Genomic DNA, 24442 nt, shown 5'->3' on the forward strand with positions numbered 1-24442 from the left:
ATTTAAGGCGGTTAAAACCGCCAACGCATTGATAATAAAAAGGAGGCTGAACCATGAAACTCTGGCAATTGACGAGCGGTGCTGCGCTACTGGCTATGGCTTTGGCTGGGTGCGCCCAGAAAAGTGGGGATGTTCCCACGCCGACGGCCGGCAGCCCGGCAACGCCGCAGCAGATGCAGATCCGTGGCCCGGCGGTCACCGGGACGGTGAATATCCGCCAGCGCGTGGCGCTGCCGCCCGATGCGGTGCTGACGGTAACGCTATCCGATGCATCCGTGTCTGATGCGCCTTCCAAAGTGATCGCCCAGCGGGTGATCCGTACCGAAGGCCAGCAGGCGCCATTTACCTTTGTGGTGCCCTTTAACCCGGCCGATATTCAGCCAAACGCGCGCATTATCCTGAGTGCGGCGATCACCGTGAATGGGCAGATGACCTTTATCACCGATACTATCCAGCAGGTATTAAACCGCAACGGTGCTCGCGCCGACTTGTTGTTGGTGCCGGTGCAAAACGTGCCGGTGCAGGGCACGTTAACCAACTAGCCTTAAATCATCACCTTCCCCGGTATGCGCCGGGGAGGGCGTTACCAGCGCCAGCCGTAAACGGATAAATCCACCGTGCTATGGGCGGCGAATATAATCCCTTCTTCCAGCAGCGCCTGTCGCTGGCGCTGGAAATCTTCCCCTTGCTGTGAAATTTGCCCATGGCGGTTGATCACCCGATGCCACGGCAGCGTTGAACCTGCCGGTAATTTCTTTAACACCCCGCCCACCTGGCGTGCTGCGCGCGGGGAGCCTGCCAGGCGCGCCACTTCGCCATAGGTGGTGACCTTGCCGTAGGGGATGGCGGCAATCACCTGAAATACGCGTTGGCGGAACGAAGTGTCTTGCTGCTCCATGTTTCACATTCCTACTGTTTAGCATCATGCCTGAAATTGTGCCACAGGCGCAGTGGGTAAGAAAACAGCGGTTGGCCCGGCTTGGCTTGCTATTTGGCTGGCCATCACCGATAATGCCCACCGCTTCAGAATAACGAAGCCGTCAATGGAGGCCCTGTTGGTTCTCCCGCAACACTAACTTGTGAACTCGGTCAGGTCCGGAAGGAAGCAGCCGCAGCAGGCGACGTGTGTGCCGGGATGTAGCTGGCAGGGCCTCCACCCATTTCAGCACCTGATAATCCCCTTCTCCTGTCTTTGCATAACCGCCCGTGCCTTAAGCGCCACCTTCGGCCCACATTCGTTTGTGGAGCTTATCAATTGTTGGCTTTTGTTTGGGTGGCCTGTATTTCCCATAGCAAACGCGGCTTAACATTTACAGCCACAAAATGGCTGACCCGGTATAGCGCGTCTGATGAGGAGATAAAAGAGTGAGAAAATCAGCCGTAGCTAATAGTTGATATGGAATGGCTCAATATTTCCTGCTGGCAGTACCGCACTGTCTTCAATGGTAAGACGGATATAACGGATTAATCCTAATGCGCTGACTTAGGTAAGTATTCACGTGCTGGATACGACGGAGACATTTGCCTGGCGCGGATTCAAATGCTGATGAGGAGACCCACCGGCGCGAGTTGCAAGCACTCTACATACAACCTGATGTATTGCGTACAACCCGCTGCGCTAATTGAACTTAGCCAGGCTAGGTACATAAGCGTATGCAATAGGAAAATACGTAAAATAAATAGGGAAATTGATATTAATTGTAACATTGAGGCCGATAGTATATCGGCTCAATGTTTTTAGCGTACGTATTTCCAGACAGCGGTAGGGACTTTATCATACAGCTTATTCATGGTGAGCTCCGCCAGGCGGTGATCGGCTGCGGAATAAAACAGCTCAAGCTCGTCGTTGGAAAGCTCATATTTATTTTTTTCAATAACACGCTCCAGCGTGTCAAGGTTGGTGCATTTACGTAACCGCATCAAATAGTCGATCTTTGTCATAGTAACCTTTAATCTAAAAACAGGGAGAAGAATCAGAGTTGATTATCTCTTAAGATTTCATTGCCGTACAGGTGCCCTCTCCTGAGAACATTCTGAATAATCGTGCCTTGGTTTTTTGCCAGCGGCCCAAGTCTGAATCATTAATACCGTAATTACTAAAAAGGGTATAAGTATCGTCGAGATACTCTTCGACCAGATCCGACAGTGCGCTTTCGTCCATGTGTTTAATTTTATAACTCATCACAAACGAAGCAATATGTTCGATCAACTCGTTAAGCTGGAGATTGACGGAAGACGTTGGATCGTTCACCCAACCATGATGGCTGTCGCCGATTGTCGCCAGGCCCTCATCATAAAGATTCTCACACAAGAACTTCAGTTGAGCAATATCGTGCCGCTTAGGCGAATACTCATCCATATCATCCCCTCCGCAAGTCTTAATTTCGGTGTTGATAACACTTTGTGAGTAAGCTGATTGATATCATTGACGGAGGTGGCTTACCACGGTTAATAAAAAACTCCGACCATAATAATATAAATCATTTTTTCGCACTTAGCCTGTAACTATTACGTAAACTTACAATTCATCGAACGTCGATGGGCGTGAGCGATCGATTATATCGAATAACAACTTCCCATCATTAAACGTAAAGGCAACATCATCAGTGATGTTTTCCTTTGCGCTGATGTCCAGACAACCGTTGAAAATCTCCCATTGATAACAATAATGCATTGAATATTCGTTGTTATGCAATGGCTTAATCTCAAGTATTTCTAATGAATTTGGGACGTAACGCGCACTTTCGGAATAAAAACTCAACCCAGTGGTCAATGCCGGAACCAGTTCAGCCAAATTGTCTTCAATCACTTCCTTTAATTTTTTAACAGAAAGTGCTGAGGATTGCAGGGGGCAGTCGAGCGTTACCAACATGGCGCATCTTGCTTCATCACGATTAAGGGTGCCTATCTTACTCCTTTTTTAGCGTTTCGTCGGCACTCTTTTTATTGAATAAATGTTTTTTTACTTTCAATAACACTTCTTATACTCGCGAATAACCCTATTTACGTTGAATGTATCAATCACTGCTGAGGGTTTATCGGCTATTGCCAGCCATGGCTGCGCATCCATTGTTACGTTCGGTTGCAGAAAAGCGTTACGGACCGCTTGAACTCGTGATTAATGTTGTGATGTTATATAGTAACAATATGCACGCGTGGTTTATGTTACTGGGTACGTTTATGTTCTGTTTGAAAACGCTCTTTACTGCTTCTGCCGCGTTGCGCTGCGGCGTTGCGGCTCTCTTTCTGGTGTTGCTCTGGTTAGCGATTGCCTGGGCGGTGCAGTTGCCATGATACAACTGCAACAGGCCGAGATCGGTTACGGCGGCCAGGTTTTATTCCCCGCACTCAGTGGCTGTTTCGCGCGCGGTTCACTGACGGCGGTCGTTGGCGCCAACGGCACAGGCAAATCCACATTATTAAAAACCCTGGCCGGATTACAGCCGTTGCAGGGCGGGCGCCTGATTTTCCCCCGGCAGAAAACCCACCTGGCCTATCTGCCGCAGCAGGCAGAGTTGGATCGCCAGTTCCCGATGCTGGTGAACGATCTGGTCGCCATGGGGTGCTGGCATCAGAGCGGGATGTTTGGCCGGCTGAGCAAAGACTCCGTCCGGCAGATCCACGCGGCCCTGGATAACGTGGGCATGGGGGCGATGGTGCGTTCGCCGGTGGGAGAGCTTTCCGGCGGTCAACTGCAGCGGGTGTTGTTCGCCCGCTTATTGGTCCAGCAGGCTCCGTTAATCCTGCTTGATGAACCTTTCACCGGCATTGATAGCGCGACGATCCAGCTATTGCTGCAGGTTATCGCCCAACTGCACCAGCAGGGGAAAACGATTATCGCCGTGTTGCATGACATGGCGATGGTGGCTGACCACTTCCCGCTGGCGTTGCTGTTAACGCCGGATTGTTGCCACTGGGGGGATGCCGACCATGTGCTGCAGCATATTCCTGGCTTGAATGTGGCGACGGCGCCGCTGTGCCAAATGGCGGTGGCGCAATGATGTGGCTGCATTTATTGGTCGATCCCTTTGCTTCCTTCGGTTTTATGCGCCGTGCGTTGGTGGCCTGCCTGGCGCTGTCGCTCAGCACGGCGCCGCTGGGCGTGTTCCTGCTGCTGCGGCGCATGAGTCTGGTGGGGGATGCGTTGTCGCATGCGGTTTTGCCGGGGGCGGCTATCGGCTATCTGATTTCCGGCATGTCTCTGGTGGCGATGGGCGTGGGCGGTTTTATTGCCGGCCTGGCGGTGGCGATGCTCTCTGGGCTGGTTAGCCGCCGCACGCCGCTCAAAGAAGACGCCAGCTTTGCCGGCTTTTATCTTGGCTCACTGGCGTTGGGGGTCACCCTGGTGTCATTGCGCGGCTCAAGCGTTGATCTGCTGCACGTGCTGTTCGGCTCGATTCTGGCGGTGGATAGCCAGGCGATGTTGATGGTTGGTTCCATCACCAGCTTTTCATTAATTGCCTTGGCGGTGTTGTACCGGGCGCTGGTGATTGAATCTTTCGATGCCACTTTTTTACGCGTCAGCGCTCCGCGCTGGTTGGCCTGGGTACACGGCCTGTTTCTGGCGCTGGTGGTGCTCAATCTGGTGGCCGGGTTCCAGATCCTTGGCACGCTGATGTCAGTGGGGCTGATGATGCTGCCCGCCGCCAGCGCGCGTTTTTGGGCCAGGAATCTGCCGCATACGTTGGCGGTGGCGATGGGGATCGGCATGCTTGCCAGCCTGGTTGGGCTGGAATGGTCATACTACGCCTCATTGCCGGCGGGGCCGGCGATTGTGCTCAGCGCCAGCGTGGTGTTCTTTATCTCGGTTTTGTTTGGGACGCGAGGCGGGATTTTCGCCCGCGCGCGCCGTTGAGAAGTGCTTATGTGCAAGGAGAAAATCATGAAACGTTTACCCGTCGCGTTGGCGATTACCGCGATGTTGTCGAGCCCACTGGCGCTGGCGAAGACTGTTGATGCCGTCGCCAGCTTCTCCATCCTTGGCGATATCGTCAAGCAGGTAGGGGGAGAGCACGTTAAGGTCACCACGCTGGTCGGCCCGGATGGCGATCCGCACAGTTTTGAACCGTCGCCGAAAGACAGCAAGCTGCTGTCGCAGGCCGATGTTGTGTTCGTCAGCGGCCTGGGAATGGAAGGCTGGATAGATCGGTTGGTCAGCGCTTCCGGCTACCGTGGTAAAGTGATCACCACGTCCGAGGGGATTAATTCCAGGAAAATGGAAGAAGATGGCGAAACGGTGACCGATCCGCATGCGTGGAACAGCATGAAAAACGGCGTGCAGTACGCAACCAATGTGATGAACGCCCTGATTGCGGCCGATCCGCAAGACGCCGGCTATTTCCGCCAGCGGGGTTCTGAATATATACAGCAGCTGGAACAATTGGATAGCTGGGCCAAGGCGCAGTTTGCCGCGGTGCCGCAAGAAAAACGTAAAGTGCTAACCAGCCACGATGCGTTTGGCTACTTCGGCCAGGAATATGGCGTCACCTTCCTTGCGCCGGTGGGTTTCTCCACCGAGGCTGAAGCCAGTGCCAGCGATGTGGCCGGTTTGATCAAACAGATCAAACAAGAACACGTGCATACCTACTTTATCGAGAACCAAACCGATCCACGCCTGGTGAAACAGATCGCAGCGGCAACCGGTGCGAAAGCCGGCGGCGAACTGTATCCGGAAGCGTTGTCAAAACCCGAAGGCCCGGCGGCAACCTATGTTCAGGCCTTCAAGCACAATGTTGAAACCATTGCCGCCAGTATGAAGTAAAGCCTAACCGCCCTGCCAGCAGGGCGGTTATTTCATGATTTTTTTCTGCACAAAAAGGCCCGTTGTATTAACAACGGGCCTTATCGAACGGTCACGGCGAATCAGCGTTTTTTCTTGCGCCCTTGCACCGCTTTAAAACGTGGGTTGGATTTGCAGATCACATAAATGCGGCCGCGGCGGCGCACAATCTTGCAATCCGGGTGACGATTTTTTGCTGAACGCAATGAGCTTAAAACCTGCATGGTAAATCCCCTTACTTACGGCTGATGAAACGGCCGAAACGCTGCTGGAAGCGTGCGGTGCTGCCTTCTTTGGAAAACTCTTTCTGCTTACCGGTGTAATACGGGTGGGAAGCGGAAGAGACATCGATGGTGACGTACGGCAGGCTTTCGCCGTCCAGTTCAATGGTGCGGTCGGTCTTGATGGTAGAACCCACTTTGAAGTAGGTATCGGCACTCAGGTCATGGAAAACCACGGTGCGGTACTGTGGATGAATTCCTTGTTTCATGGTTGGTCTCAATGTGATGTTATACTATAACATTATTATGCGCTGTGAAGGGCCGCGGATCAACCAGAAAATGGAGGGGGTTCAACGTGAGTAGGCTGGGTTGGCGTCTGCGGCGCAGACAAAAGAAAAAGGCCGCATTCGCGGCCTTTGTTTAAAGAGTTATTCGCTTAGTGGTGCTCAACCGGGTGGCTATGCTCCACGTCTTCCGTTTTCCTGGAGAAGCGGCGGCGAACCACCACGAAGAACACGGGTACGAAGAAGATCGCCAGCACGGTTGCGGTAACCATACCGCCCATTACGCCGGTACCTACCGCATTCTGTGCGCCGGAACCTGCTCCAGTGCTGATAACCAAAGGCAGTACACCAAGGATGAACGCCAGCGAGGTCATCAGAATAGGGCGCAAACGCATGCGAACAGCTTGCAGCGTGGCTTCGATCAAGCCTTTTCCTTCTTTCTCCATCAGATCCTTGGCGAATTCCACGATCAATATCGCGTTCTTCGCCGATAGCCCAATGGTTGTCAGCAGGCCCACCTGGAAGTAAACGTCGTTACTCAGGCCACGCATCGTGGCGGCCAACAGCGCGCCGATAACCCCCAGCGGCAACACCAGCATAACCGAGAACGGAATCGACCAGCTTTCATACAGCGCCGCCAGACACAGGAACACCACCAGAATGGAGATGGCGTACAGCGATGGCGCCTGGTTGCCGGACAACCGTTCCTGATACGACATACCGGTCCAGTCAAAGCCAATGCCGGATGGCAGCTTGGCCGCCAGCTCTTCCATCAACGCCATGGCTTCACCCGAGCTCTTGCCCGGTGCCGCCTGGCCGAGGATTTCCATTGCCGGCAGGCCGTTATAACGTTCCAGACGCGGTGAGCCGTATTCCCACTTCGCCGATGAGAAGGCGGAGAACGGAACCATCTGGCCGCTTGTGCCGCGCACATACCAGTTATTGATATCTTCCGGCAGCATACGGAACGGCGCGTCGGCCTGAACATACACTTTCTTCACACGGCCGCGGTCGATAAAGTCGTTAACGTACGAACCCCCCAGCGCGGTGCTCAGCGTGGTATTGATGGTTGATAAGCTAACACCCAGCGCCTTGGCTTTTTCCTGATCGATGATCAGTTTGAACTGCGGCGTATCTTCAAGGCCGTTCGGACGCATACCCACCAGCATATCCGGGTGCTGCGCCGCCATGCCCAGCAGTTGGTTACGCGCTTCGGTCAGTTTCTCATGCCCCAGGCCGCCCTGATCGATCAGCTCAAAGTCAAAGCCGGTGGCGGTACCCAGCTCAATAATCGCCGGCAGGTTGAAGGGAAACACCATACCGTCTTTGATCTGTGAGAAAGCGGCCATCGCGCGGCCGGCGATCGCATCAACCTTGTTTTCGTCACCGGGGCGTTCGCTCCAGTCTTTCAGGCTGACGAACGACAGGCCGTTGTTCTGGCCGTTACCGTTAAAGCCGAAACCGGCGACGGTAAACACCGAGTTTACGTTGTCTTTCTCTTTGGTCAGGAAGTAGTCGGTGACTTCCTGCAGTACTTTCGAGGTGCGTTCTTCGGTGGCGCCGGACGGCAGCTGCACCATGGTTAGCAACATCCCCTGGTCTTCATCCGGCAGGAATGAAGAGGGCAGGCGCAGGAACAGCACCGCCATGCCAATCACGATCAGCAGATAAAGCAGCAGATAGCGCCCGGTGCTGCGCAGAATGCTGCCCACGCTGTCGGTGTAATGGTGCGTGCTCTTCTCAAACAGGCGGTTGAACCAGCCGAAGAAGCCGGTTTTCACGCCGTGATCGCCTTTGGCGATCGGTTTGAGCATGGTGGCGCATAACGCCGGCGTCAGGATCAATGCCACCAGCACCGACAACGCCATCGCCGAAACAATGGTGATGGAGAACTGACGGTAGATGGCGCCGGTGGAACCGCCGAAGAAGGCCATCGGCACGAATACCGCCGACAACACCATCGCGATGCCAACCAATGCGCCCTGAATTTGCCCCATCGATTTCTTGGTGGCTTCTTTCGGCGGCAGGCCCTCTTCGGCCATGACGCGCTCGACGTTCTCCACCACCACGATGGCGTCATCCACCAGCAAGCCTATCGCCAGCACCATACCGAACATCGTCAGGGTATTGATTGAGAAGCCAAAGGCGGCCAGGATGGCAAAGGTCCCAAGCAGCACGACCGGTACGGCGATCGTTGGGATCAACGTTGCCCGGAAGTTTTGCAGGAACAGGTACATCACCAGGAAGACCAGTACGATCGCTTCAAACAGCGTTTTCACCACTTCGTTGATGGAGATCTTCACAAACGGGGTGGTGTCGTAAGGGTAAACGACGTGCATACCCTGTGGGAAAAAGGGTTGCAGCTTCGCCAGTTCGGCCTTCACCGCGGCGGCGGTATTCAGCGCGTTGGCGCCGGTCGCCAGTTTAATCCCCAAACCGGAAGCCGGTTTGCCGTTATAACGTGCGGTTACGGCATAGTTTTCACCGCCGCGCTCAATGCGCGCCACGTCTTTCAGCCGCACCTGCGAACCATCGCTGTTCACCATCAACAGGATATTGCCGAACTCCTCCGGTGAGGTCAGGCGGGTTTGCGCGATGATCGACGCGTTAAGCTGTTGCCCCGGCACCGGCGGCATGCCGCCCAACTGGCCCGCGGCGATCTGGCTGTTTTGCTCCGTGATGGCCGCCGTTATGTCTGCCGTGGTGAGCTGGTATTTATTCAGTTTGTTGGGATCGAGCCAGATACGCATGGCGTACTGTGCGCCAAACAGCTGAACTTCACCCACGCCCGGTGAGCGGCTGAGCGGATCTTTGACGTTTGAAGCCACATAGTCGGCGATATCGTCCTGGGTCATGGTCGGATCGTCGGAGATGAAGCCCGCAACCATCAGGAAGCTGCTGCTGGATTTCTCAACCTGCAGGCCCTGTTGCTGCACTTCTTGCGGCAGCAAGGCGGTGGCCAGTGACAGTTTGTTCTGCACCTGCACCTGTGCGATGTCGGGATCGGTACCTGAATTAAACGTCAGGGTGATTTTTACGCTCCCGGAGGAGTCGCTGGTGGAAGACATATACATCAGGTTATCGATACCGTTCATGTTCTGTTCGATAACCTGCGTGACGGTATTTTGCACCGTGGTAGCATCAGCGCCGGGATAAGTTGCGGATATACTTATCGCCGGTGGCGCAATGGTAGGGTACTGTGCGATAGGCAGTTTCAGTATCGCAAGTACCCCCGCCAACATAATAATGATGGCGATTACCCAGGCGAAAATCGGGCGATCTATAAAGAACTTAGCCATGTATTACCGGCTCCTTTTTATGACTTCTGCGCTTCGGTCTGTGGCTGCGCCTGAGTGTCGACTTCTTGTGCGTTAACCGGGACACCCGGCTTGACTTTCATCAGCCCTGTGACGATCACGCGATCGCCGGATTTCAGTCCGTCCGTAACCAGCCATTTATCTCCAATGGCTTGATCGGCCTGCAGGTTACGCAACTCAACTTTGTTGTCAGCGCCAACCACCAACGCGGTCGCCTGGCCACGCGGGTTACGCGTTACGCCTTGCTGTGGCACCAGCAGCGCGTTGTCGCGCACGCCTTCATCCAGGCGGGCGCGAACAAACATGCCTGGCAACAAAGTATCGTTCGGGTTCGGGAACACCGCGCGAATAGTGATGGAACCGGTGGTTTCATCGACGGTCACGTCAGAGAATTCCAGTGAACCTTCCTGATCGTATTCCTGGCCATTTTCAAGCAGCAGTTTCACCCGCGCCTTGCCGTTTTCCTGCTTAAGCGAACCGTTGGCCAGTTCCTGCTTCAGCCGCAGAAAATCGTTACTGGACTGAGTAACGTCGACATACATTGGATCTAATTGTTGCACGGTTGCCAATGCGGTGGTTTGCGCGCTGGTCACCAGTGCACCCTCGGTAAACGCGGATTTACCGATGCGACCGGAAATAGGTGAGGTGACTTTGGTATAAGCCAGGTTGATACGTGCTGTTTCCACTGCGGCTTTGGCGGCGATGACTGCCGCATTGGCCTGTTGCAGGGTGGAGGTTGCATCATCGTAGTCTTGTTTACTGATGTAATTGGTGCCCAGCAAGGGTTTATAACGGTTAAGCGTCTGGCGGGCGAAGGCGGCAGCGGCCTCGGCTTTGGCTAAATCGCCTTTGGCGCTGTCATAGGTTGCCTGATAGGTCGCGGGATCGATTTGATACAGCGATTCACCGGCTTTGATATCACTGCCTTCAACGAAGTTACGCTTGAGAATAATTCCGCTGACCTGTGGGCGAACTTCAGCGACGCGATACGCAGCGGTACGGCCTGGAAGATCGGTAGTCATATTAAGTGGTTGGCTCTTCAAGGTAACCACCCCCACTTCGGGCGCTTGAGCCGCGGCGCTTTGCTGTTGGGTTCCTTGATCGTTACATCCTGTTAGCACTAAGCTGCCTGAAAGCATCAGAACTGCCGCCAGAGGCGTTAACCCTCTGTTTCTGTTCATATAAAAACCTCAAGTGTCCGATTTCAAAATGATCAATGGATCACAAGCTTTTAAACCCATTGCTGCGTTAATTATATGTGCGTGCTATGGTACATACATTCGCAAATGTATGTAAATCACGCTTCCCCGAAAAAGCAACGCTATGGCACGAAAAACCAAACAGCAGGCTCTGGAAACCCGACAGCATATTTTAGATGCTGCGGTGAAAGAATTCTCTGAACGTGGTGTTTCCTCCACGTCGCTTGCCGATATTGCCACCGCGGCTGGGGTGACTCGGGGCGCCATTTATTGGCACTTCAAAAATAAAGTAGACCTGTTTAATGAGGTCTGGGAAATATCAGAGTCGATAATAGACGACTTAGAACTAGAGTATCGGGCAAAGTACCCTGATAATCCACTGCGTATTTTACGCGAAGTGCTGATACAGGTTCTTTCATCGGCGGTGGATGACCAGCGCCGCCGGGCCCTGCTGGAAATTGTATTCCATAAATGCGAATTCGTCGGCGAAATGGTGCCGCTTTATGAAGCGCGCAAGGCGCTTCATCTCGCCGGTTACGAGCGTATCGAAACGCGGTTACGCAATATTATACGGCATGGGCAACTGCCGAATGATCTCGATACCCGGCGCGCTGCAATTATTTTGCGGGCTTATATTACCGGCCTGATGGAAAACTGGCTATTTATGTCGGAGAGCTTTGATTTAAAGGCCGAGGCGGAAATGCTGGTGGATACCTTTATTGAAATGGTGCAGTTTTGCCCAACGCTGCGGCTTAAAGTCGGCGAGCAGGGGCCCGCGCACCCACACCTCGATTGTCCCCGCTCTTAGCCGGCAGGCGGTTTCACGCCGGGGCCAACCGGCCCTGACATTCTCTGCAACGTTTTCCCCTTTTTGCTTCCGCCAGCACGCGTGCTACCCTTTAGCTTCTTCTGTTGGACAGATATGAAATCATGCGTTGCAGGTCAGTCAGCCGTTTCTCTTCTTCGGTGCGGCGCCCCTCCATGAAGAGGGCTTTGCGTACCGTTCTTCTGTTTATCATGCCGCTTTTTCTTGCCTTGTGGTTCGCTCCCGCGTGGGCGGCGCTCAGCTACGATCTGCCGGCGCGCGGCGAAGTGCAGGCCCAGTTGGATGCGCTGAATAAGCAAAAAAACCTGACGCAGATAAACCGGCTTGAACAGCAGGATCTCAACCGTACGCTGGTCTTGCTGGATGCGATCGAACGGGTGAAGCAGGATTCGGCCCAGTTGAAACAGCAGGTTCAACAGGCGCCGGCCAAGCTGCGCCAGGTGATGCAGGATCTGGAAGACGTGAAAACGCAGCAGAATGCGGCGGCGATGCGCGCGGAGCTGCAGCCGCTTTCACTGCGCCAGTTGGAAAGCCGGCTCTACCAGATGCTTGACGATCTGCAGAACGCCCAGGAAAACCTGTCGGCCTACAACAGCCAGCTTATCTCGCTGCAAACCCAGCCGGAACGGGTGCAGAGCAGCATGTATTCTCTATCGCAGCGCCTGCAGACGATCCGTAACCTGCTCAACGGCCAGACGCCCGGCCAAGCCACGCTGCGCACCACCCAGGAGGTGATGTACAACACGGAGCAGGCGCTATTGAGCGCGCAGTTGGAGCTGCAGCGCAAAAGCCTGGAAGCGAACACCACACTGCAGGATCTGCTACAGAAGCAGCGGGATTACACCAATGGGCAGATCGACCGGCTCGATCGCACCGTGCAGGTGCTGCAGAGCGTGGTCAACAGCAAGCGCCTCACGCTGTCGGAGAAAACCGCCAAAGAGGCGCAGAACCCGGCGGACGCCACCGACATTCAACATGATCAACTGGTGAGCCGTGAGCTGGACGTCAACCGCCAGCTCAGCCAGCGCCTGATCGCCGCAACCCAAGAGAGCAATACCCTGTTCCAGCAAAATATTCAGGTCAGGAACTGGCTTGATCGCGGCTTGCAGTCGGAACGCAACCTGAAAGAACAGATACAGATGCTCAAGGGCAGCCTGGTGCTGTCGCGCATTCTTTATCAGCAGCAACAAAACCTGCCGCCGGCCAGCCTGGTGACCGATATGACCAACCGCATCGCCGATCTGCGCCTGGAGCAGTTTGAGCTGAATCAGCAGCGCGACGATCTGTTCAAAGGGGACGACTTCGTCAATAAGCTGCTGGTTGATAACAAGGAAAGCGCCAACGGTGATGTGGTCGATGCACTTGATGAAATTGTTGAAATGCGCCGTGAGCTGTTGGATCAGTTGAACAAACAGCTTAGCAACCAACTGGCGTTAGCGATCAATCTGCAGGTGAATCAGCAACAGTTGAGCGGCATTTATGATTCGTTGCAGGAAACGCTGACGCAGCAAATTTTCTGGGTGAACAGCAACCGGCCGATCGATCTGGCCTGGCTGAAGGCGCTGCCCGGTGCGATCAACGATCAGCTCGCTTCTCTGCATATCACTTTTGACGGCAGAAAAATGCTGGCCGGGGGCTTGAACGCGTTGGTTTTCCTGGTGCCGCTGCTGATATTGATCGGGCTGTTGCGCTGGCGCTACCGGCAGATCGACGCGCATCTGCAACAGTTGGCTAATGACGTGGGGCAATTGAAACGTGATGGTCAACTGCATACACCGAAAGCCATTGCGCTGACGTTGCTGAAGGTGGTGCCGGGGTGCGGCCTGCTGCTGGGCGCGGGTTACTGGTGTTACCGGGCGGAAATGGGCATCAGCGATTTCCTGTGGGCGCTATCGCAGCATGAATCGCTGTTCTGGCTGGTGTTCAGCTTCTCCTTCCGCATGCTTTCGCCGGGTGGGATCGCCGAACGGCATTTCAATATCGCCGGCGCGTTGTGCGCGCACTACCGCCGCCAGGTGCTGCGGCTGGGGTTGGCGTTGCAGCCGTTGATTTTCTGGACGGTACTGGGGGAAAAAGCACCGCTGCGGCTGGTGGAAGATGCGATTGGCCAGGTGGTGATCATTCTGACGCTGGCGTTACTGGCGGTGTTGGTATTCCCGATGTGCCGCGATAGCTGGCGTGAAAAGGGCTCGCATGCGGTACGCCTGGTGTTGGTGACGGCCATTGCCGCAACACCGTTGATGTTGCTCGGCCTGATGTTCGCCGGCTATTTTTACACCACCCTGCGGCTGGCCGACCGTTGGATTGATAGCCTTTATCTGTTTTTCCTGTGGAACATCGTCTATTTGAGCGCGCTGCGCGGGCTGAGCGTCGCCGCCCGCCGCCTGGCCTATCGCCGTGCTATCGCCCGGCGCCAAAACCTGGTGAAAGAAGGGGCGGAGGGCAGCGAGCCGGTCGAGGAGCCGCCGCTGGCCCTCGATCAAATCAACCAACAGTCGCTGCGCCTGACCACCATGGTGCTGTTTATGGTATTCGCCACGGCGCTTTACGCGATTTGGTCCGATCTGGTTACGGTGATCGCCTATCTCGACAGCATTAGCCTGTGGCACTACAGCAGCGTTATCGCCGGTAGTAACATGCCGCAGACGGTGACGCTGGGCAATCTGCTGGTGGCAATCTTGGCGATCATCGTCGCCTATGTGATGACGCGTAACCTGCCGGGCTTACTCGAGGTGTTGGTGCTTTCACGTTTGCAACTGCGCCAGGGCACCTCATACGCCATCACGACCGTGCTCACCTATTTGATTACTGCCGTGGGTGCCGTGGCAGCGCTGGGATCGCTTGGGGTTTCGTGGGACAAATTGCAGTGGTTGGTCGCCGCGCTGTCGGTGGGGCTGGGGTTTGGCCTGCAGGAAATCTTCGCCAACTTTGTTTCCGGCCTGATTATCCTGTTTGAGCGGCCGGTGCGCATCGGCGATACCATCACCATCGGCTCGTTTTCCGGCACCGTCAGCCGTATCCGCATCCGCGCCACCACCATTACGGATTTTGATCGTAAAGAAGTGATTATCCCGAACAAAGCGTTCGTGACCGAGCGGCTGATCAACTGGTCGCTGTCGGATACCATTACCCGCGTTATTATCAGCGTTGGCGTGGCCTATGGTTCCGATCTGGAGAAGGTGAAGCGCGTCTTGCTGCAGGCGGCGCATGATAATCCACGGGTGATGGCCGATCCTGAACCGCAGGTGTTTTTCCTCAACTTTGGCGCCAGCACGCTGGATCATGAACTCCGCCTGTACGTGCGCGAACTGCGCGATCGCAGCTACACGGTGGATGAGTTGAACCGGGCAATCGATCGCCTGTGCCGGGAGAACGACATCGACATTGCCTTCAATCAGCTTGAAGTTTATTTGCATAATCCGCAGGGCAAAGAAGTGCAGGAAGTGAAACGCGTGCTGAAAGGCGGGCCTGACGAGCAGCCGGCAACGGCGTAACGGCGGGGCGGTTATTGGCCAGGCTGGGCAGGGGGTGCTTCGCTACGCTGTAGCTTCGCCTGGTAATCCCGTTTGACGATTTCCAGGGCGGCCAGCGCCGTGGCGGGATCGATCTCGTTGCATTCCAGCAGATAGATCAAATCCACTGCTAACTGTAATTCTGCCGGTGCCTTTTCCAGTGACATAAAACCACCTTCATTTTGGGGAGCCTGTGCGTTGAGTATAACGTTTCACCGCGGCGCGCTCTGTCAGAAACCGTTTTCTTTGCGTTCGATACTGCGTTCAATGCGCGTCAGCGCTTGGCGGCAGCGCATCAGCCGGCCTTCCAGCGCAGCCAATTCCTGCTGCAATTTTTGCTGGCCGGCCAGCGTGGTTTGCCGCCCGAGCAGGCTTTCGCGATCCTGTATCATGGAAAGCAAGCGGCGCTCATAATCCTGGTGCTCCGCCAGCTTGTGGTACAGATCCGGCGCCGGCGCGCGTTGGGGCTGATTTTTCCGCCGCAGCGCCTGGGTGGCCTGTTCTCGCTGCAACGCCGCGATTTGCGCAACCAGCTTTTCAGCCAGGAAAGCTACCTGCGCCGTGCGGTTATCCCTGACGGCCGCCTGCAACTGGGCGAAATTTTTCTCTATTTCCGCCAGATAGTCGCGCAGACGCGTGCCCCGGCTGTTAAACAAGGCGGTGTCGAAGCGCGCCTGCTGAAGGGGAGCATTGCCTTGTGGCGAAAGCCCCGCCGCCAGGGCCGCAATTTGTTGTTCTAACACCTGCAAGAGGCGATGCGTGCTCACGCGCGTTCCTTTACATTAACCATATCGTTGTCCAGCTTGCCTGTGAACCACTGCAGAAACAAGCGTGCTGTGCGCGCCGTTGCTGGCACGGCCCGGTTGGCCGGTGGTACAGTAGGCGGCAATAATCGTTGCGGGGGCGGGCATGGCGCGTTGGTTACTGATAATTTTGGGGTGGTTGGCGGTGGTGCTGGCAATGCTCGGCGTGGTGTTGCCGTTGTTGCCGACTACGCCATTCCTGCTGCTGGCCGCCTGGTGCTTTGCCCGCTCTTCGCCGCGTTTTCACCACTGGTTGCTCTATCGTTCTTGGTTTGGCGGCTACCTGCGCCACTGGCAACAGCACCGTGCGTTGCCCCCCGGGGCGAAATGGAAAGCGGTATTGATGATCGTGCTGACGTTTGCGGTTTCATTATGGTGGGTGAAGATCTGGTGGGTGCGTGGCATACTTTTCGTCATGCTGGTTATTTTGTTAACCTTTATGCTTCGCCTGCCGGTTATTGACCTGCCACAACAAAAGCAGCGCTGATAGTGCACTGCCAGTTGCATTTATCCGGTAGTTTGCATAGATTTGTGCGTTTTCGTGCGTGGGGTACTCCGCCATTCTCAACCGCAGGGCAACATGCTGCGGTGGCCGGGCGGCCTGCGTTCCAGTTTCAAGCAGTTTTATCAGGCAATAATTATGACCGCTACTGCGCAGCAGCTTCAGTTTATTAAAGACAGTATCAAAACCATTCCGGATTACCCTAAGCCGGGCATACTGTTCCGTGACGTAACCAGCCTGTTGGAAAACCCACTGGCTTATGCCGCCAGCATTGAATTGCTGGTTGAGCGTTACCGCGACGCAGGTTTCACCAAAGTGGTTGGTACCGAAGCGCGTGGTTTTCTGTTCGGCGCCCCGGTAGCGCTGGCGCTGGGGGTGGGTTTCGTACCCGTGCGCAAGCCAGGTAAGTTGCCGCGTGAGACCCTAAGCGAAAGCTATGAGCTGGAATACGGCACGGATAGGCTGGAAATCCATAGCGACGCGATTGTGCCGGGCGATAAAGTGCTGGTGGTGGACGATCTGCTGGCCACCGGTGGCACCATTGAAGCCACCGTTAAACTGATCCGCCGCCTGAAAGGGGAAGTCAACGACGCCGCTTTCATCATTAACCTGCCGGATCTGGGCGGCGAAGCGCGCCTGAAAAATCTCGGCGTCACCAGCTACAGCCTGGTGGACTTTGCCGGCCATTAATCCACATGGCGACAACGGCCTCGCGGTTTGCCGCGGGGCTGTGTTAGCATGACCCTCCAGATTACTCGACATCTCCGGTATTAATGAGCTATCAGGTTCTTGCCCGTAAGTGGCGCCCTCAAACGTTTGCAGATGTTGTCGGACAGGAACACGTCCTGACAGCGTTGGCTAATGGCCTAAAACTTGGGCGGATTCATCACGCCTATCTGTTTTCGGGCACCCGTGGGGTGGGGAAAACCACCATTGCACGCCTGTTGGCGAAAGGCCTGAATTGCGAAACCGGCATTACCGCCACCCCGTGCGGGCAATGCGATAATTGCCGCGAGATCGAACAGGGGCGCTTTGTTGATCTGATCGAGATCGATGCGGCGTCGCGCACTAAGGTAGAAGATACCCGCGAACTGCTTGATAACGTGCAGTATGCGCCGGCGCGCGGCCGCTTCAAGGTCTATTTGATCGATGAAGTGCACATGCTTTCGCGCCACAGCTTCAACGCGCTGTTGAAAACGCTGGAAGAACCCCCCGCGCACGTTAAATTCCTGCTGGCAACCACCGATCCGCAAAAGCTGCCGGTCACCATTCTGTCGCGTTGCCTGCAATTTCACCTAAAAGCGCTGGATGTAGAGCAGATCCGCAACCAGTTGGAAACGGTGTTGCAGGCCGAGCACATCACCAGCGATGCCCGGGCGCTGCAACTGCTGGCGCGGGCCGCCGACGGCAGCATGCGCGATGCGCTTAGCCTGGCCGATCAGGCCATCGCTATTGGGCAGGGCCAGGTCACGACCGCCACCGTCAGCCAAATGCTCGGTACGCTGGATGATGAACAACCGCTGGCGATCCTGGAAGCGCTGGTCAGCGCGGACGGCGAGAAAATGATGGCCCAGGTTGCGCAGGCCGCATCGCGCGGCGTTGACTGGGAAAACCTGCTGGTCGATACGCTGGCGTTATTGCACCGCATCGCCATGGTGCAACTGCTGCCATCGACGCTGGATAACCACTATGCGGCGATCGAGCAGCGGCTGCGGGAGCTGGCGCGCACGCTGCCGCCGGCCGATGTACAACTGTATTATCAAACGCTGCTGGTGGGGCGCAAAGAGCTGGCGTTCGCGCCGGATCGCCGCATGGGCGTTGAGATGACGCTGCTGCGCGCGTTGGCGTTTCATCCCAAGGCCGTGATCCCGGAGTCGGTCGCGCCGGTGCAAAGCCCGCCGCCGATGGCGCAGCCACAAGGGCAGCCGTTGCAGCAGCCCGCGCCGCCAACGCAGCACAATGCGCCGGCCGGGCCCGCTGATGCGCCCGCGGCAAGTTTACCGGATGCCACCGCGCAGTTGCTGAAAGCGCGCACCCAGTTGCTGCGGCAACAGGGGGCATCCCCGCCAAAAAAGGCTGAACCGGCGGCGCCATCAAGAGCGCGGCCGGCGAATTCTGCGTTGGAACGGCTCGCTTCTGTCACTGAACGCAGCCAACAGCGTCAGGCCGAGCGGATCGTCAAGGAAAAACCGGCCAAGCCCGAGGCCTATCGCTGGCGCGCCCAGAATAAAGCGCCGGAAGCCGAGCCGGAGCCGCTGGCAACGCCAAAGGCCTTGCGCACGGCGCTGGAGCATGAAAAAACGCCGGAGCTTGCGGCGAAGCTGGTGGTGGAATCGCTTGAGCGCGATCCCTGGGCTGCGGAAATCGATAAGCTGAAAATCCCGAAACTGGTCCAGCAGTTGGCGTTGAACGCCTTTAAAGAACAGTTGGAACCCGGCAAAATTTGTCTCCACCTGCGGCCGTCGCAGCGCCATCTGAATTCGCCTTCGGCGCAGAAAACGCTGGCGGAGGCGCTCAGCGAGCTGCACGGCGGCCCGGTTGAGCTCAACGTAGTGGAAGATGATAATCTGGCGCAACGCACTCCGCTGGAGTGGCGGCAAGCCATTTATGAAGAAAAGCTGGCGCAGGCGCGCCAGGCGATCATTGCGGATACCAACGTGCAGACGCTGCGCCGGTTTTTCGACGCGGATCTGGACGAAGAGAGTATTCGCCCCATTTAACCGCTGTGCACAATGCGCGGCCCATGCGATGAGAGATGACTATGTTTGGTAAAGGCGGTCTGGGCAATCTGATGAAACAAGCCCAGCAAATGCAGGAAAAAATGCAGCAGATGCAGGAAGAAATCGCCAAGTTGGAAGTGACTGGCGAATCTGGCGCTGGCCTGGTGAAAGTGACCATCAACGGTGCGCACAACTGCCGCCGCGTGGAAATCGATCCCAGCCTGCTGGAAGACGACAAAGACATGCTGGAAGATCTGATCGCCGCCGCGTTTAACGATGCCGCGCGCCGTATCGAAGAAACCCAGAAAGAAAAAATGGCGTCGGTTTCCAACGGTATGCAATTGCCGCCTGGCTTTAAGATGCCATTCTGATGCAAACCAGCCCGCTCCTTGAATCATTAATGGAGGCGTTGCGCTGCCTGCCGGGCGTTGGCCCGAAATCGGCGCAGCGTATGGCTTTCCACCTGCTGCAGCGCGATCGCAGCGGGGGGATGCGCCTGGCGCAGGCGCTGACGCGCGCCATGTCGGAGATCGGCCACTGCGCCGATTGCCGCACCTTCACCGAGCAGGATGTGTGCACTATCTGCGCCAATCCGCGCCGCCAGCAAAACGGCCAGATTTGCGTTGTGGAAAGCCCTGCGGATATCCACGCCATTGAGCAGACCGGGCAATTTGCCGGGCGCTACTTCGTGCTGATGGGGCATCTGTCGCCGTTGGACGGCATCGGGCCGGGGGATATCGGCCTGGACCGCCTGGAACAGCGCCTGGAGCAGGAAACTATCACCGAGGTGATACTGGCCACCAATCCAACGGTCGAAGGCGAAGCTACCGCCAACTACATTGCCGAAATGTGCGGCCAGTACGGTGTGATGGCCAGCCGAATCGCCCATGGCGTACCGGTGGGCGGTGAGCTGGAGATGGTCGACGGCACCACGCTGTCGCATTCATTGGCCGGCCGCCACGCCATCAAGTTCTGATTCCCCCTCGGCGTGCGTGTGGTGGGGCTGCCTGCGGTTGCACCCACCCATGTTTTTACCGCCCGCGTTTGCCGCCGTAGCCCTTCATTCTCTGCAAAAATTTCCCGCCAGCCGCTTGAAAAATCACGCCCCTATCCCCACCTAATGTGCATTGTTTGGTTTTGGTTGCAATTGTCTTTGAGGTAATCAATGAGTATGAAAGGTCAAGAAACACGCGGGTTCCAGTCTGAAGTTAAACAGCTGCTTCATTTAATGATCCATTCGCTGTACTCCAACAAAGAGATTTTTCTGCGCGAGCTGATCTCCAACGCATCCGACGCCGCCGATAAGCTGCGTTTCCGCGCGCTGTCCGCGCCGGATCTGTATGAAGGCGACGGTGAGCTGCGTGTCCGTCTGTCCGTTGATAAAGACAAAAGCACACTGACCATTTCCGATAACGGCATTGGGATGCGCCGCGACGAAGTGATCGAAAACCTTGGCACCATCGCCAAATCAGGCACTAAAGCTTTCCTGGAGTCCATCGGTTCCGATCAGGCTAAAGACAGCCAGTTGATTGGCCAGTTTGGCGTGGGTTTCTACTCGGCGTTTATCGTTGCGGATAAAGTCACCGTGCGCACCCGTGCGGCAGGCGCAGCGGCGGATGAGGGCGTATTCTGGGAATCCGCCGGTGAAGGCGACTACACTATCGCCGACATTACCAAAGAAGATCGCGGCACCGAAATTACCCTGCACCTGCGCGCCGACGAAAGCGAGTTCCTGGATGCCTGGCGCTTGCGTTCGGTGATCGGCAAATACTCCGATCACATCGCGCTGCCGGTTGAGATCGAAACCAAGGGCGAAGAAGAAGACAGCGCCACCACCTGGGAAAAAATCAACAAGGCCCAGGCGCTGTGGACCCGCAATAAAGCCGATATCACCGATGACGAATACAAAGAGTTCTACAAGCATATCTCCCATGACTTCACCGATCCGCTAAGCTGGAGCCACAACCGGGTGGAAGGCAAGCAGGAATACACCAGCCTGCTGTATATCCCGGCGCAGGCGCCGTGGGACATGTGGAACCGCGACAGCAAGCATGGCCTGAAACTGTACGTCCAGCGCGTGTTCATCATGGACGATGCGGAACAGTTCATGCCGAACTACCTGCGTTTTGTGCGTGGCCTGATAGACTCCAACGATCTGCCGCTGAACGTCTCGCGTGAAATTCTGCAAGACAGCCGTGTGACCCAGAGCCTGCGCAGCGCGCTGACCAAACGCGTGCTGCAAATGCTGGAAAAACTGGCGAAAGACGATGCCGAAGCCTATCAGAAATTCTGGCAGCAGTTTGGCCAGGTGCTGAAAGAAGGGCCGGCGGAAGATACGACGAATAAGGAAACCATCGCCAAGCTGCTGCGCTTTGCTTCCACCCAAAACGATAGCTCCGCGCAGACGGTATCGCTGGAGGAATACGTTAGCCGCATGGCCGAAGGGCAGGAAAAAATCTATTACATCACCGCCGACAGCTATGCCGCCGCGAAAAGCAGCCCGCACCTGGAGCTGCTGCGTAAGAAGGGCATCGAAGTGCTGCTGCTCTCCGATCGTATCGATGAGTGGATGATGAGCTACCTGACCGAGTTCGACGGCAAGCCGTTCCAGTCCATCAGCAAGGCGGATGAGTCGCTGGAAAAACTGGCGGACGAAACCGAAGAGCAGAAAGAGGCTGAAAAACAGCTGGAGCCGTTTATCGAACGCGTGAAAACCCTGCTGGGCGACCGTGTGAAAGACGTGCGCCTGACCCACCGCCTGACCGATACGCCGGCTATTGTCACTACCGATGCGGACGAAATGAGCACCCAAATGGCGAAGCTGTTTGCCGCCGCTGGCCAGCAGGCGCCGGAAGTGAAGTATATTTTTGAGCTGAACCCGGACCACGCACTGGTTAAACGCGCCGCTGACGTCGGCGATAACGACCAGTTCGCTGAATGGATTGATCTGCTGCTGGATCAGGCGCTGCTGGCTGAACGCGGCACGCTGGAAGATCCTAACCAGTTTATCCGCCGGATGAATAAACTGCTGTCTGCCTGATAGCAAGCCAGGCGCCTTTAACCGCCGGTTAAGGGCGCTTTTCCCACCTGCCAGCCACGTCTTTTATTCCCTGCCTGTGATTTATCCCATGCGCCTTGAGCCGCCCCCCCGGGAAATGGTATGGTTTAGCGTTTTCTCAATTTTATAAAAAACTACAAGCAAGGGGATTTACGCAATGCGTATCATTCTGCTGGGCGCTCCGGGCGCTGGTAAAGGTACTCAGGCTCAATTCATTATGGAGAAATACAGCATTCCGCAAATCTCCACTGGTGATATGTTGCGCGCAGCCGTAAAGGCCGGCACCGAACTGGGCAAACAGGCGAAAGAGATCATGGACGCCGGCAAGCTGGTGACCGATGAGCTGGTGATCGCGCTGGTTAAAGAGCGTATTGCACAGCCTGACTGCCGCAACGGTTTCCTGTTGGACGGTTTCCCACGCACTATTCCGCAGGCCGATGCCATGAAAGACGCCGGCATTGCGGTGGATTACGTGCTGGAGTTCGACGTGCCGGATGAGCTGATTGTCGATCGCATCGTTGGCCGCCGCGTGCATGCCCCTTCCGGCCGCGTGTACCACGTTAAGTTCAACCCGCCGAAGGTGGAAGGCAAAGACGACGTTACCGGCGAAGAACTGACGACCCGTAAAGACGATCAGGAAGAAACCGTGCGTAAACGCCTGGTTGAATATCATCAGATGACCGCGCCGCTGGTGTCTTACTATCGTAAAGAAGCCGATGCCGGCAACACCGAATACCATAAAATCGACGGCACGCGTAAAGTGGCTGAAATTAGCGCCGAACTGGCGAAAATCCTCGGCTAATTGTCGGTTTTACGTGACTACGCTGGGCAACTGCCCGGCGTTTTTTTTGCCTGTTGGCCGCCGGCCATGCGTTATGCGGCCATCCTGCGGCTGGAACTGCTACCCTTTAGGCATCGGTGATGCTCGGCATCTTTGGCATCAATCATCGCGAAGATAAGGAATGTGGATGAGAACGCTGAAAAAAGTGGTCATTGCTCCGGATTCATTCAAAGAGAGCCTGAGCGCGCTGGAAGTGGCGCAGGCGATTGAGCGTGGTTTCAGGGAGATATTCCCTGACGTGCAGTATGTCGCGCTGCCAATGGCGGACGGTGGCGAGGGCACCGTGGATGCGATGGTGGCCGCCACCGGCGGCGAGAAAATAAATGTCACCGTGACCGGCCCGCTGGGCAAACCCGTTGCGGCTTTTTACGGCCTGCTGGGCGACGATAAAACGGCGGTGATAGAAATGGCGGCCGCTTCCGGCCTGCATTTAGCCACCGGCAGCCAGCGCGATCCGCGGGCTACCACCAGCTATGGCACCGGTGAACTGATTCGCGCCGCGCTGGAGCGCGGCGTGCAGGCGATCATTCTGGGTATTGGCGGCAGCGCCACCAATGACGGCGGCGTCGGTATGATGCAGGCCCTGGGGGCGAAGTTTCTGGATGCACAAGGCCAGCCCCTGGCGCCGGGTGGCGCGGCGCTGGCGCAACTGGTGGATATCGATCTGGCCGCGCTGGACAGTCGCCTGAAACAGATCGCCTTTACCGTTGCCTGCGATGTGGATAATCCGCTGTGTGGTGAAAAAGGCGCCTCTGCGGTATTCGGCCCGCAAAAAGGGGCGACGCCGGAGATGGTGCGGCAGTTGGATACGGCGCTGCGCCACTACGGCGAATTGCTGGAGCGAACCACCGGCCGGGCGGTGATGGATACGCCGGGGGCCGGAGCGGCCGGCGGCATGGGGGCGGCGCTGCTGGGGATGTTGCAGGCGCAACTGCGGCCAGGCATTGAGATTGTGATTGAGACGCTGCGGCTGGAAGACGCCGTGCGCGATGCAGATCTGGTGATCACCGGGGAAGGGCGGCTGGACAGCCAGTCGATCCGCGGCAAAACGCCGATCGGTGTGGCGCGCGTCGCCAAACGCTATGGCCTGCCGGTGATCGGCATCGCCGGGAGCCTGGCCCAGGACCACCAGGTCGTGCACCAGCACGGCATCGACGCGGCGTTTTCCGTGATTGACCGCATCGTGACGCTGGAACAGGCGCTGGCCGACGCAGCGCACAATCTGCAGGTGACGGCACGCAACGTGGCCGCCGTCTGGCGCTTGGCGCAAGCCTAATGGCGTGAACCCGGCATGGTTAATGGGCCATGCCTGTTGCTGATATCGGTTCCGATTAACCGCTTTTCCGTTACAATGGCAGCCAATCACGGTTGCTAACACCC

Annotated in this window: 25 protein-coding genes, 1 other RNA gene and 1 other annotated feature; of the genes, 16 read left to right on the top strand and 10 right to left on the bottom strand. The window is 56.3% G+C overall.

Features of this window, described 5'->3' with window-relative positions:
- Positions 1 to 53 precede the first annotated feature (53 nt).
- A complete protein-coding gene (locus tag ABFX35_RS01630; protein ID WP_279023063.1) occupies positions 54 to 542 on the top strand; it encodes a YbaY family lipoprotein in 489 nt (162 codons plus the stop codon).
- 41 nt (positions 543 to 583) lie between these two features.
- On the opposite strand, the gene ABFX35_RS01635 is transcribed toward ABFX35_RS01630, so the two are convergent.
- Positions 584 to 898, bottom strand: coding sequence for an MGMT family protein (locus tag ABFX35_RS01635; protein WP_279023065.1), 315 nt, complete (start codon positions 896 to 898; stop codon positions 584 to 586).
- Between the two features lie 155 nt (positions 899 to 1053).
- Between ABFX35_RS01635 and ffs the strand changes: the two genes are divergently transcribed.
- Positions 1054 to 1150: signal recognition particle sRNA small type (gene ffs, locus ABFX35_RS01640), an RNA gene on the top strand.
- 587 nt (positions 1151 to 1737) lie between these two features.
- Here ffs and ABFX35_RS01645 read toward each other — a convergent pair.
- The 3 genes from ABFX35_RS01645 to ABFX35_RS01655 all read right to left on the bottom strand — a co-directional run bounded on the left by ABFX35_RS01645 (position 1738) and on the right by ABFX35_RS01655 (position 2872).
- Positions 1738 to 1941 (bottom strand): HHA domain-containing protein, encoded by a 204-nt coding sequence (locus ABFX35_RS01645; protein WP_279023066.1) that lies wholly within the window; start codon positions 1939 to 1941, stop codon positions 1738 to 1740.
- 49 nt (positions 1942 to 1990) lie between these two features.
- A complete protein-coding gene (gene tomB / locus ABFX35_RS01650) occupies positions 1991 to 2359 on the bottom strand; it encodes an Hha toxicity modulator TomB (RefSeq protein WP_279023068.1) in 369 nt (122 codons plus the stop codon).
- A 159-nt stretch (positions 2360 to 2518) separates the two neighbouring features.
- Positions 2519 to 2872, bottom strand: a complete 354-nt coding sequence (locus ABFX35_RS01655) for a hypothetical protein (protein WP_279023070.1) — start codon at positions 2870 to 2872, stop codon at positions 2519 to 2521.
- A 182-nt stretch (positions 2873 to 3054) separates the two neighbouring features.
- On the opposite strand from ABFX35_RS01655, the gene ABFX35_RS01660 reads away from it, so the two are divergent.
- From ABFX35_RS01660 to ABFX35_RS01675, 4 genes are read left to right on the top strand one after another with little or no spacing between them, the layout of a single operon-like run.
- Positions 3055 to 3294, top strand: a complete 240-nt coding sequence (locus tag ABFX35_RS01660; RefSeq protein WP_346078808.1) for a hypothetical protein — start codon at positions 3055 to 3057, stop codon at positions 3292 to 3294.
- A complete protein-coding gene (locus ABFX35_RS01665; protein ID WP_346078810.1) occupies positions 3291 to 4001 on the top strand; it encodes a metal ABC transporter ATP-binding protein in 711 nt (236 codons plus the stop codon). Before ABFX35_RS01660 ends, ABFX35_RS01665 begins: the two co-directional genes overlap by 4 nt.
- Positions 3998 to 4855 carry a metal ABC transporter permease gene (locus ABFX35_RS01670; RefSeq protein ID WP_346078812.1) on the top strand — a complete coding sequence of 286 codons (858 nt, stop codon included), beginning with the start codon at positions 3998 to 4000 and terminating at the stop codon, positions 4853 to 4855. The genes ABFX35_RS01665 and ABFX35_RS01670 overlap by 4 nt, the downstream gene beginning before the upstream one ends.
- A 27-nt stretch (positions 4856 to 4882) precedes the next feature.
- Complete coding sequence (locus tag ABFX35_RS01675; RefSeq protein WP_346078813.1) at positions 4883 to 5761, top strand: metal ABC transporter substrate-binding protein; 879 nt, start codon at positions 4883 to 4885, stop codon at positions 5759 to 5761.
- A 101-nt stretch (positions 5762 to 5862) separates the two neighbouring features.
- On the opposite strand, the gene ykgO is transcribed toward ABFX35_RS01675, so the two are convergent.
- From ykgO to sdeX, 4 genes are all read right to left on the bottom strand, one after another.
- The gene (gene ykgO / locus ABFX35_RS01680) at positions 5863 to 6003 is read right to left on the bottom strand and encodes a type B 50S ribosomal protein L36 (protein ID WP_073529259.1); all 141 of its coding nucleotides are present in this window, start codon (positions 6001 to 6003) and stop codon (positions 5863 to 5865) included.
- Between the two features lie 11 nt (positions 6004 to 6014).
- Positions 6015 to 6269 carry a type B 50S ribosomal protein L31 gene (locus ABFX35_RS01685; protein WP_095845579.1) on the bottom strand — a complete coding sequence of 85 codons (255 nt, stop codon included), beginning with the start codon at positions 6267 to 6269 and terminating at the stop codon, positions 6015 to 6017.
- A gap of 167 nt (positions 6270 to 6436) precedes the next feature.
- Positions 6437 to 9583 carry a multidrug efflux RND transporter permease subunit AcrB gene (gene acrB, locus ABFX35_RS01690; protein ID WP_279023083.1) on the bottom strand — a complete coding sequence of 1049 codons (3147 nt, stop codon included), beginning with the start codon at positions 9581 to 9583 and terminating at the stop codon, positions 6437 to 6439.
- A 17-nt stretch (positions 9584 to 9600) separates the two neighbouring features.
- Complete coding sequence (sdeX, locus tag ABFX35_RS01695) at positions 9601 to 10782, bottom strand: multidrug efflux RND transporter periplasmic adaptor subunit SdeX (RefSeq protein WP_346078815.1); 1182 nt, start codon at positions 10780 to 10782, stop codon at positions 9601 to 9603.
- Between the two features lie 142 nt (positions 10783 to 10924).
- Between sdeX and acrR the strand changes: the two genes are divergently transcribed.
- Together acrR and mscK are read left to right on the top strand one after the other, a co-directional pair.
- Positions 10925 to 11608, top strand: a complete 684-nt coding sequence (gene acrR / locus ABFX35_RS01700) for a multidrug efflux transporter transcriptional repressor AcrR (RefSeq protein ID WP_346078816.1) — start codon at positions 10925 to 10927, stop codon at positions 11606 to 11608.
- A 209-nt stretch (positions 11609 to 11817) separates the two neighbouring features.
- A complete protein-coding gene (gene mscK, locus ABFX35_RS01705; RefSeq protein WP_346080815.1) occupies positions 11818 to 15120 on the top strand; it encodes a mechanosensitive channel MscK in 3303 nt (1100 codons plus the stop codon).
- An 11-nt stretch (positions 15121 to 15131) separates the two neighbouring features.
- Here the strand turns inward: mscK and rsmS are convergent, their stop codons facing one another.
- The gene (rsmS, locus tag ABFX35_RS01710; RefSeq protein WP_279023088.1) at positions 15132 to 15305 is read right to left on the bottom strand and encodes a pleiotropic regulatory protein RsmS; all 174 of its coding nucleotides are present in this window, start codon (positions 15303 to 15305) and stop codon (positions 15132 to 15134) included.
- A 63-nt stretch (positions 15306 to 15368) separates the two neighbouring features.
- Complete coding sequence (gene priC / locus ABFX35_RS01715; protein ID WP_279023090.1) at positions 15369 to 15905, bottom strand: primosomal replication protein PriC; 537 nt, start codon at positions 15903 to 15905, stop codon at positions 15369 to 15371.
- Between the two features lie 142 nt (positions 15906 to 16047).
- Between priC and ABFX35_RS01720 the strand changes: the two genes are divergently transcribed.
- From ABFX35_RS01720 to ABFX35_RS01755, 8 genes are all read left to right on the top strand, one after another.
- Positions 16048 to 16428, top strand: coding sequence for a DUF454 family protein (locus ABFX35_RS01720; protein WP_095845572.1), 381 nt, complete (start codon positions 16048 to 16050; stop codon positions 16426 to 16428).
- Positions 16429 to 16581: 153 nt separating this feature from the next.
- Positions 16582 to 17133, top strand: a complete 552-nt coding sequence (apt, locus tag ABFX35_RS01725; protein ID WP_279023091.1) for an adenine phosphoribosyltransferase — start codon at positions 16582 to 16584, stop codon at positions 17131 to 17133.
- A gap of 83 nt (positions 17134 to 17216) precedes the next feature.
- Complete coding sequence (dnaX, locus tag ABFX35_RS01730; RefSeq protein ID WP_346078820.1) at positions 17217 to 19163, top strand: DNA polymerase III subunit gamma/tau; 1947 nt, start codon at positions 17217 to 17219, stop codon at positions 19161 to 19163.
- Positions 18493 to 18557: a sequence feature (DnaX frameshifting element), on the top strand. It overlaps the preceding gene by 65 nt.
- 41 nt (positions 19164 to 19204) lie before the next feature.
- Positions 19205 to 19534 carry a YbaB/EbfC family nucleoid-associated protein gene (locus tag ABFX35_RS01735; protein WP_095845570.1) on the top strand — a complete coding sequence of 110 codons (330 nt, stop codon included), beginning with the start codon at positions 19205 to 19207 and terminating at the stop codon, positions 19532 to 19534.
- The gene (recR, locus tag ABFX35_RS01740) at positions 19534 to 20139 is read left to right on the top strand and encodes a recombination mediator RecR (protein WP_279023094.1); all 606 of its coding nucleotides are present in this window, start codon (positions 19534 to 19536) and stop codon (positions 20137 to 20139) included. Before ABFX35_RS01735 ends, recR begins: the two co-directional genes overlap by 1 nt.
- Positions 20140 to 20334: 195 nt before the next feature.
- On the top strand, positions 20335 to 22203 hold the full coding sequence (gene htpG, locus ABFX35_RS01745; RefSeq protein ID WP_279023118.1) for a molecular chaperone HtpG: 1869 nt from the start codon (positions 20335 to 20337) through the stop codon (positions 22201 to 22203).
- A gap of 175 nt (positions 22204 to 22378) precedes the next feature.
- A complete protein-coding gene (gene adk / locus ABFX35_RS01750; protein ID WP_095845567.1) occupies positions 22379 to 23023 on the top strand; it encodes an adenylate kinase in 645 nt (214 codons plus the stop codon).
- 166 nt (positions 23024 to 23189) lie between these two features.
- On the top strand, positions 23190 to 24338 hold the full coding sequence (locus ABFX35_RS01755; RefSeq protein ID WP_279023096.1) for a glycerate kinase: 1149 nt from the start codon (positions 23190 to 23192) through the stop codon (positions 24336 to 24338).
- Positions 24339 to 24442 lie beyond the last annotated feature (104 nt).

The sequence above is a fragment of the Gibbsiella dentisursi genome (assembly GCF_039539505.1).
GTDB lineage: Bacteria > Pseudomonadota > Gammaproteobacteria > Enterobacterales > Enterobacteriaceae > Gibbsiella > Gibbsiella quercinecans.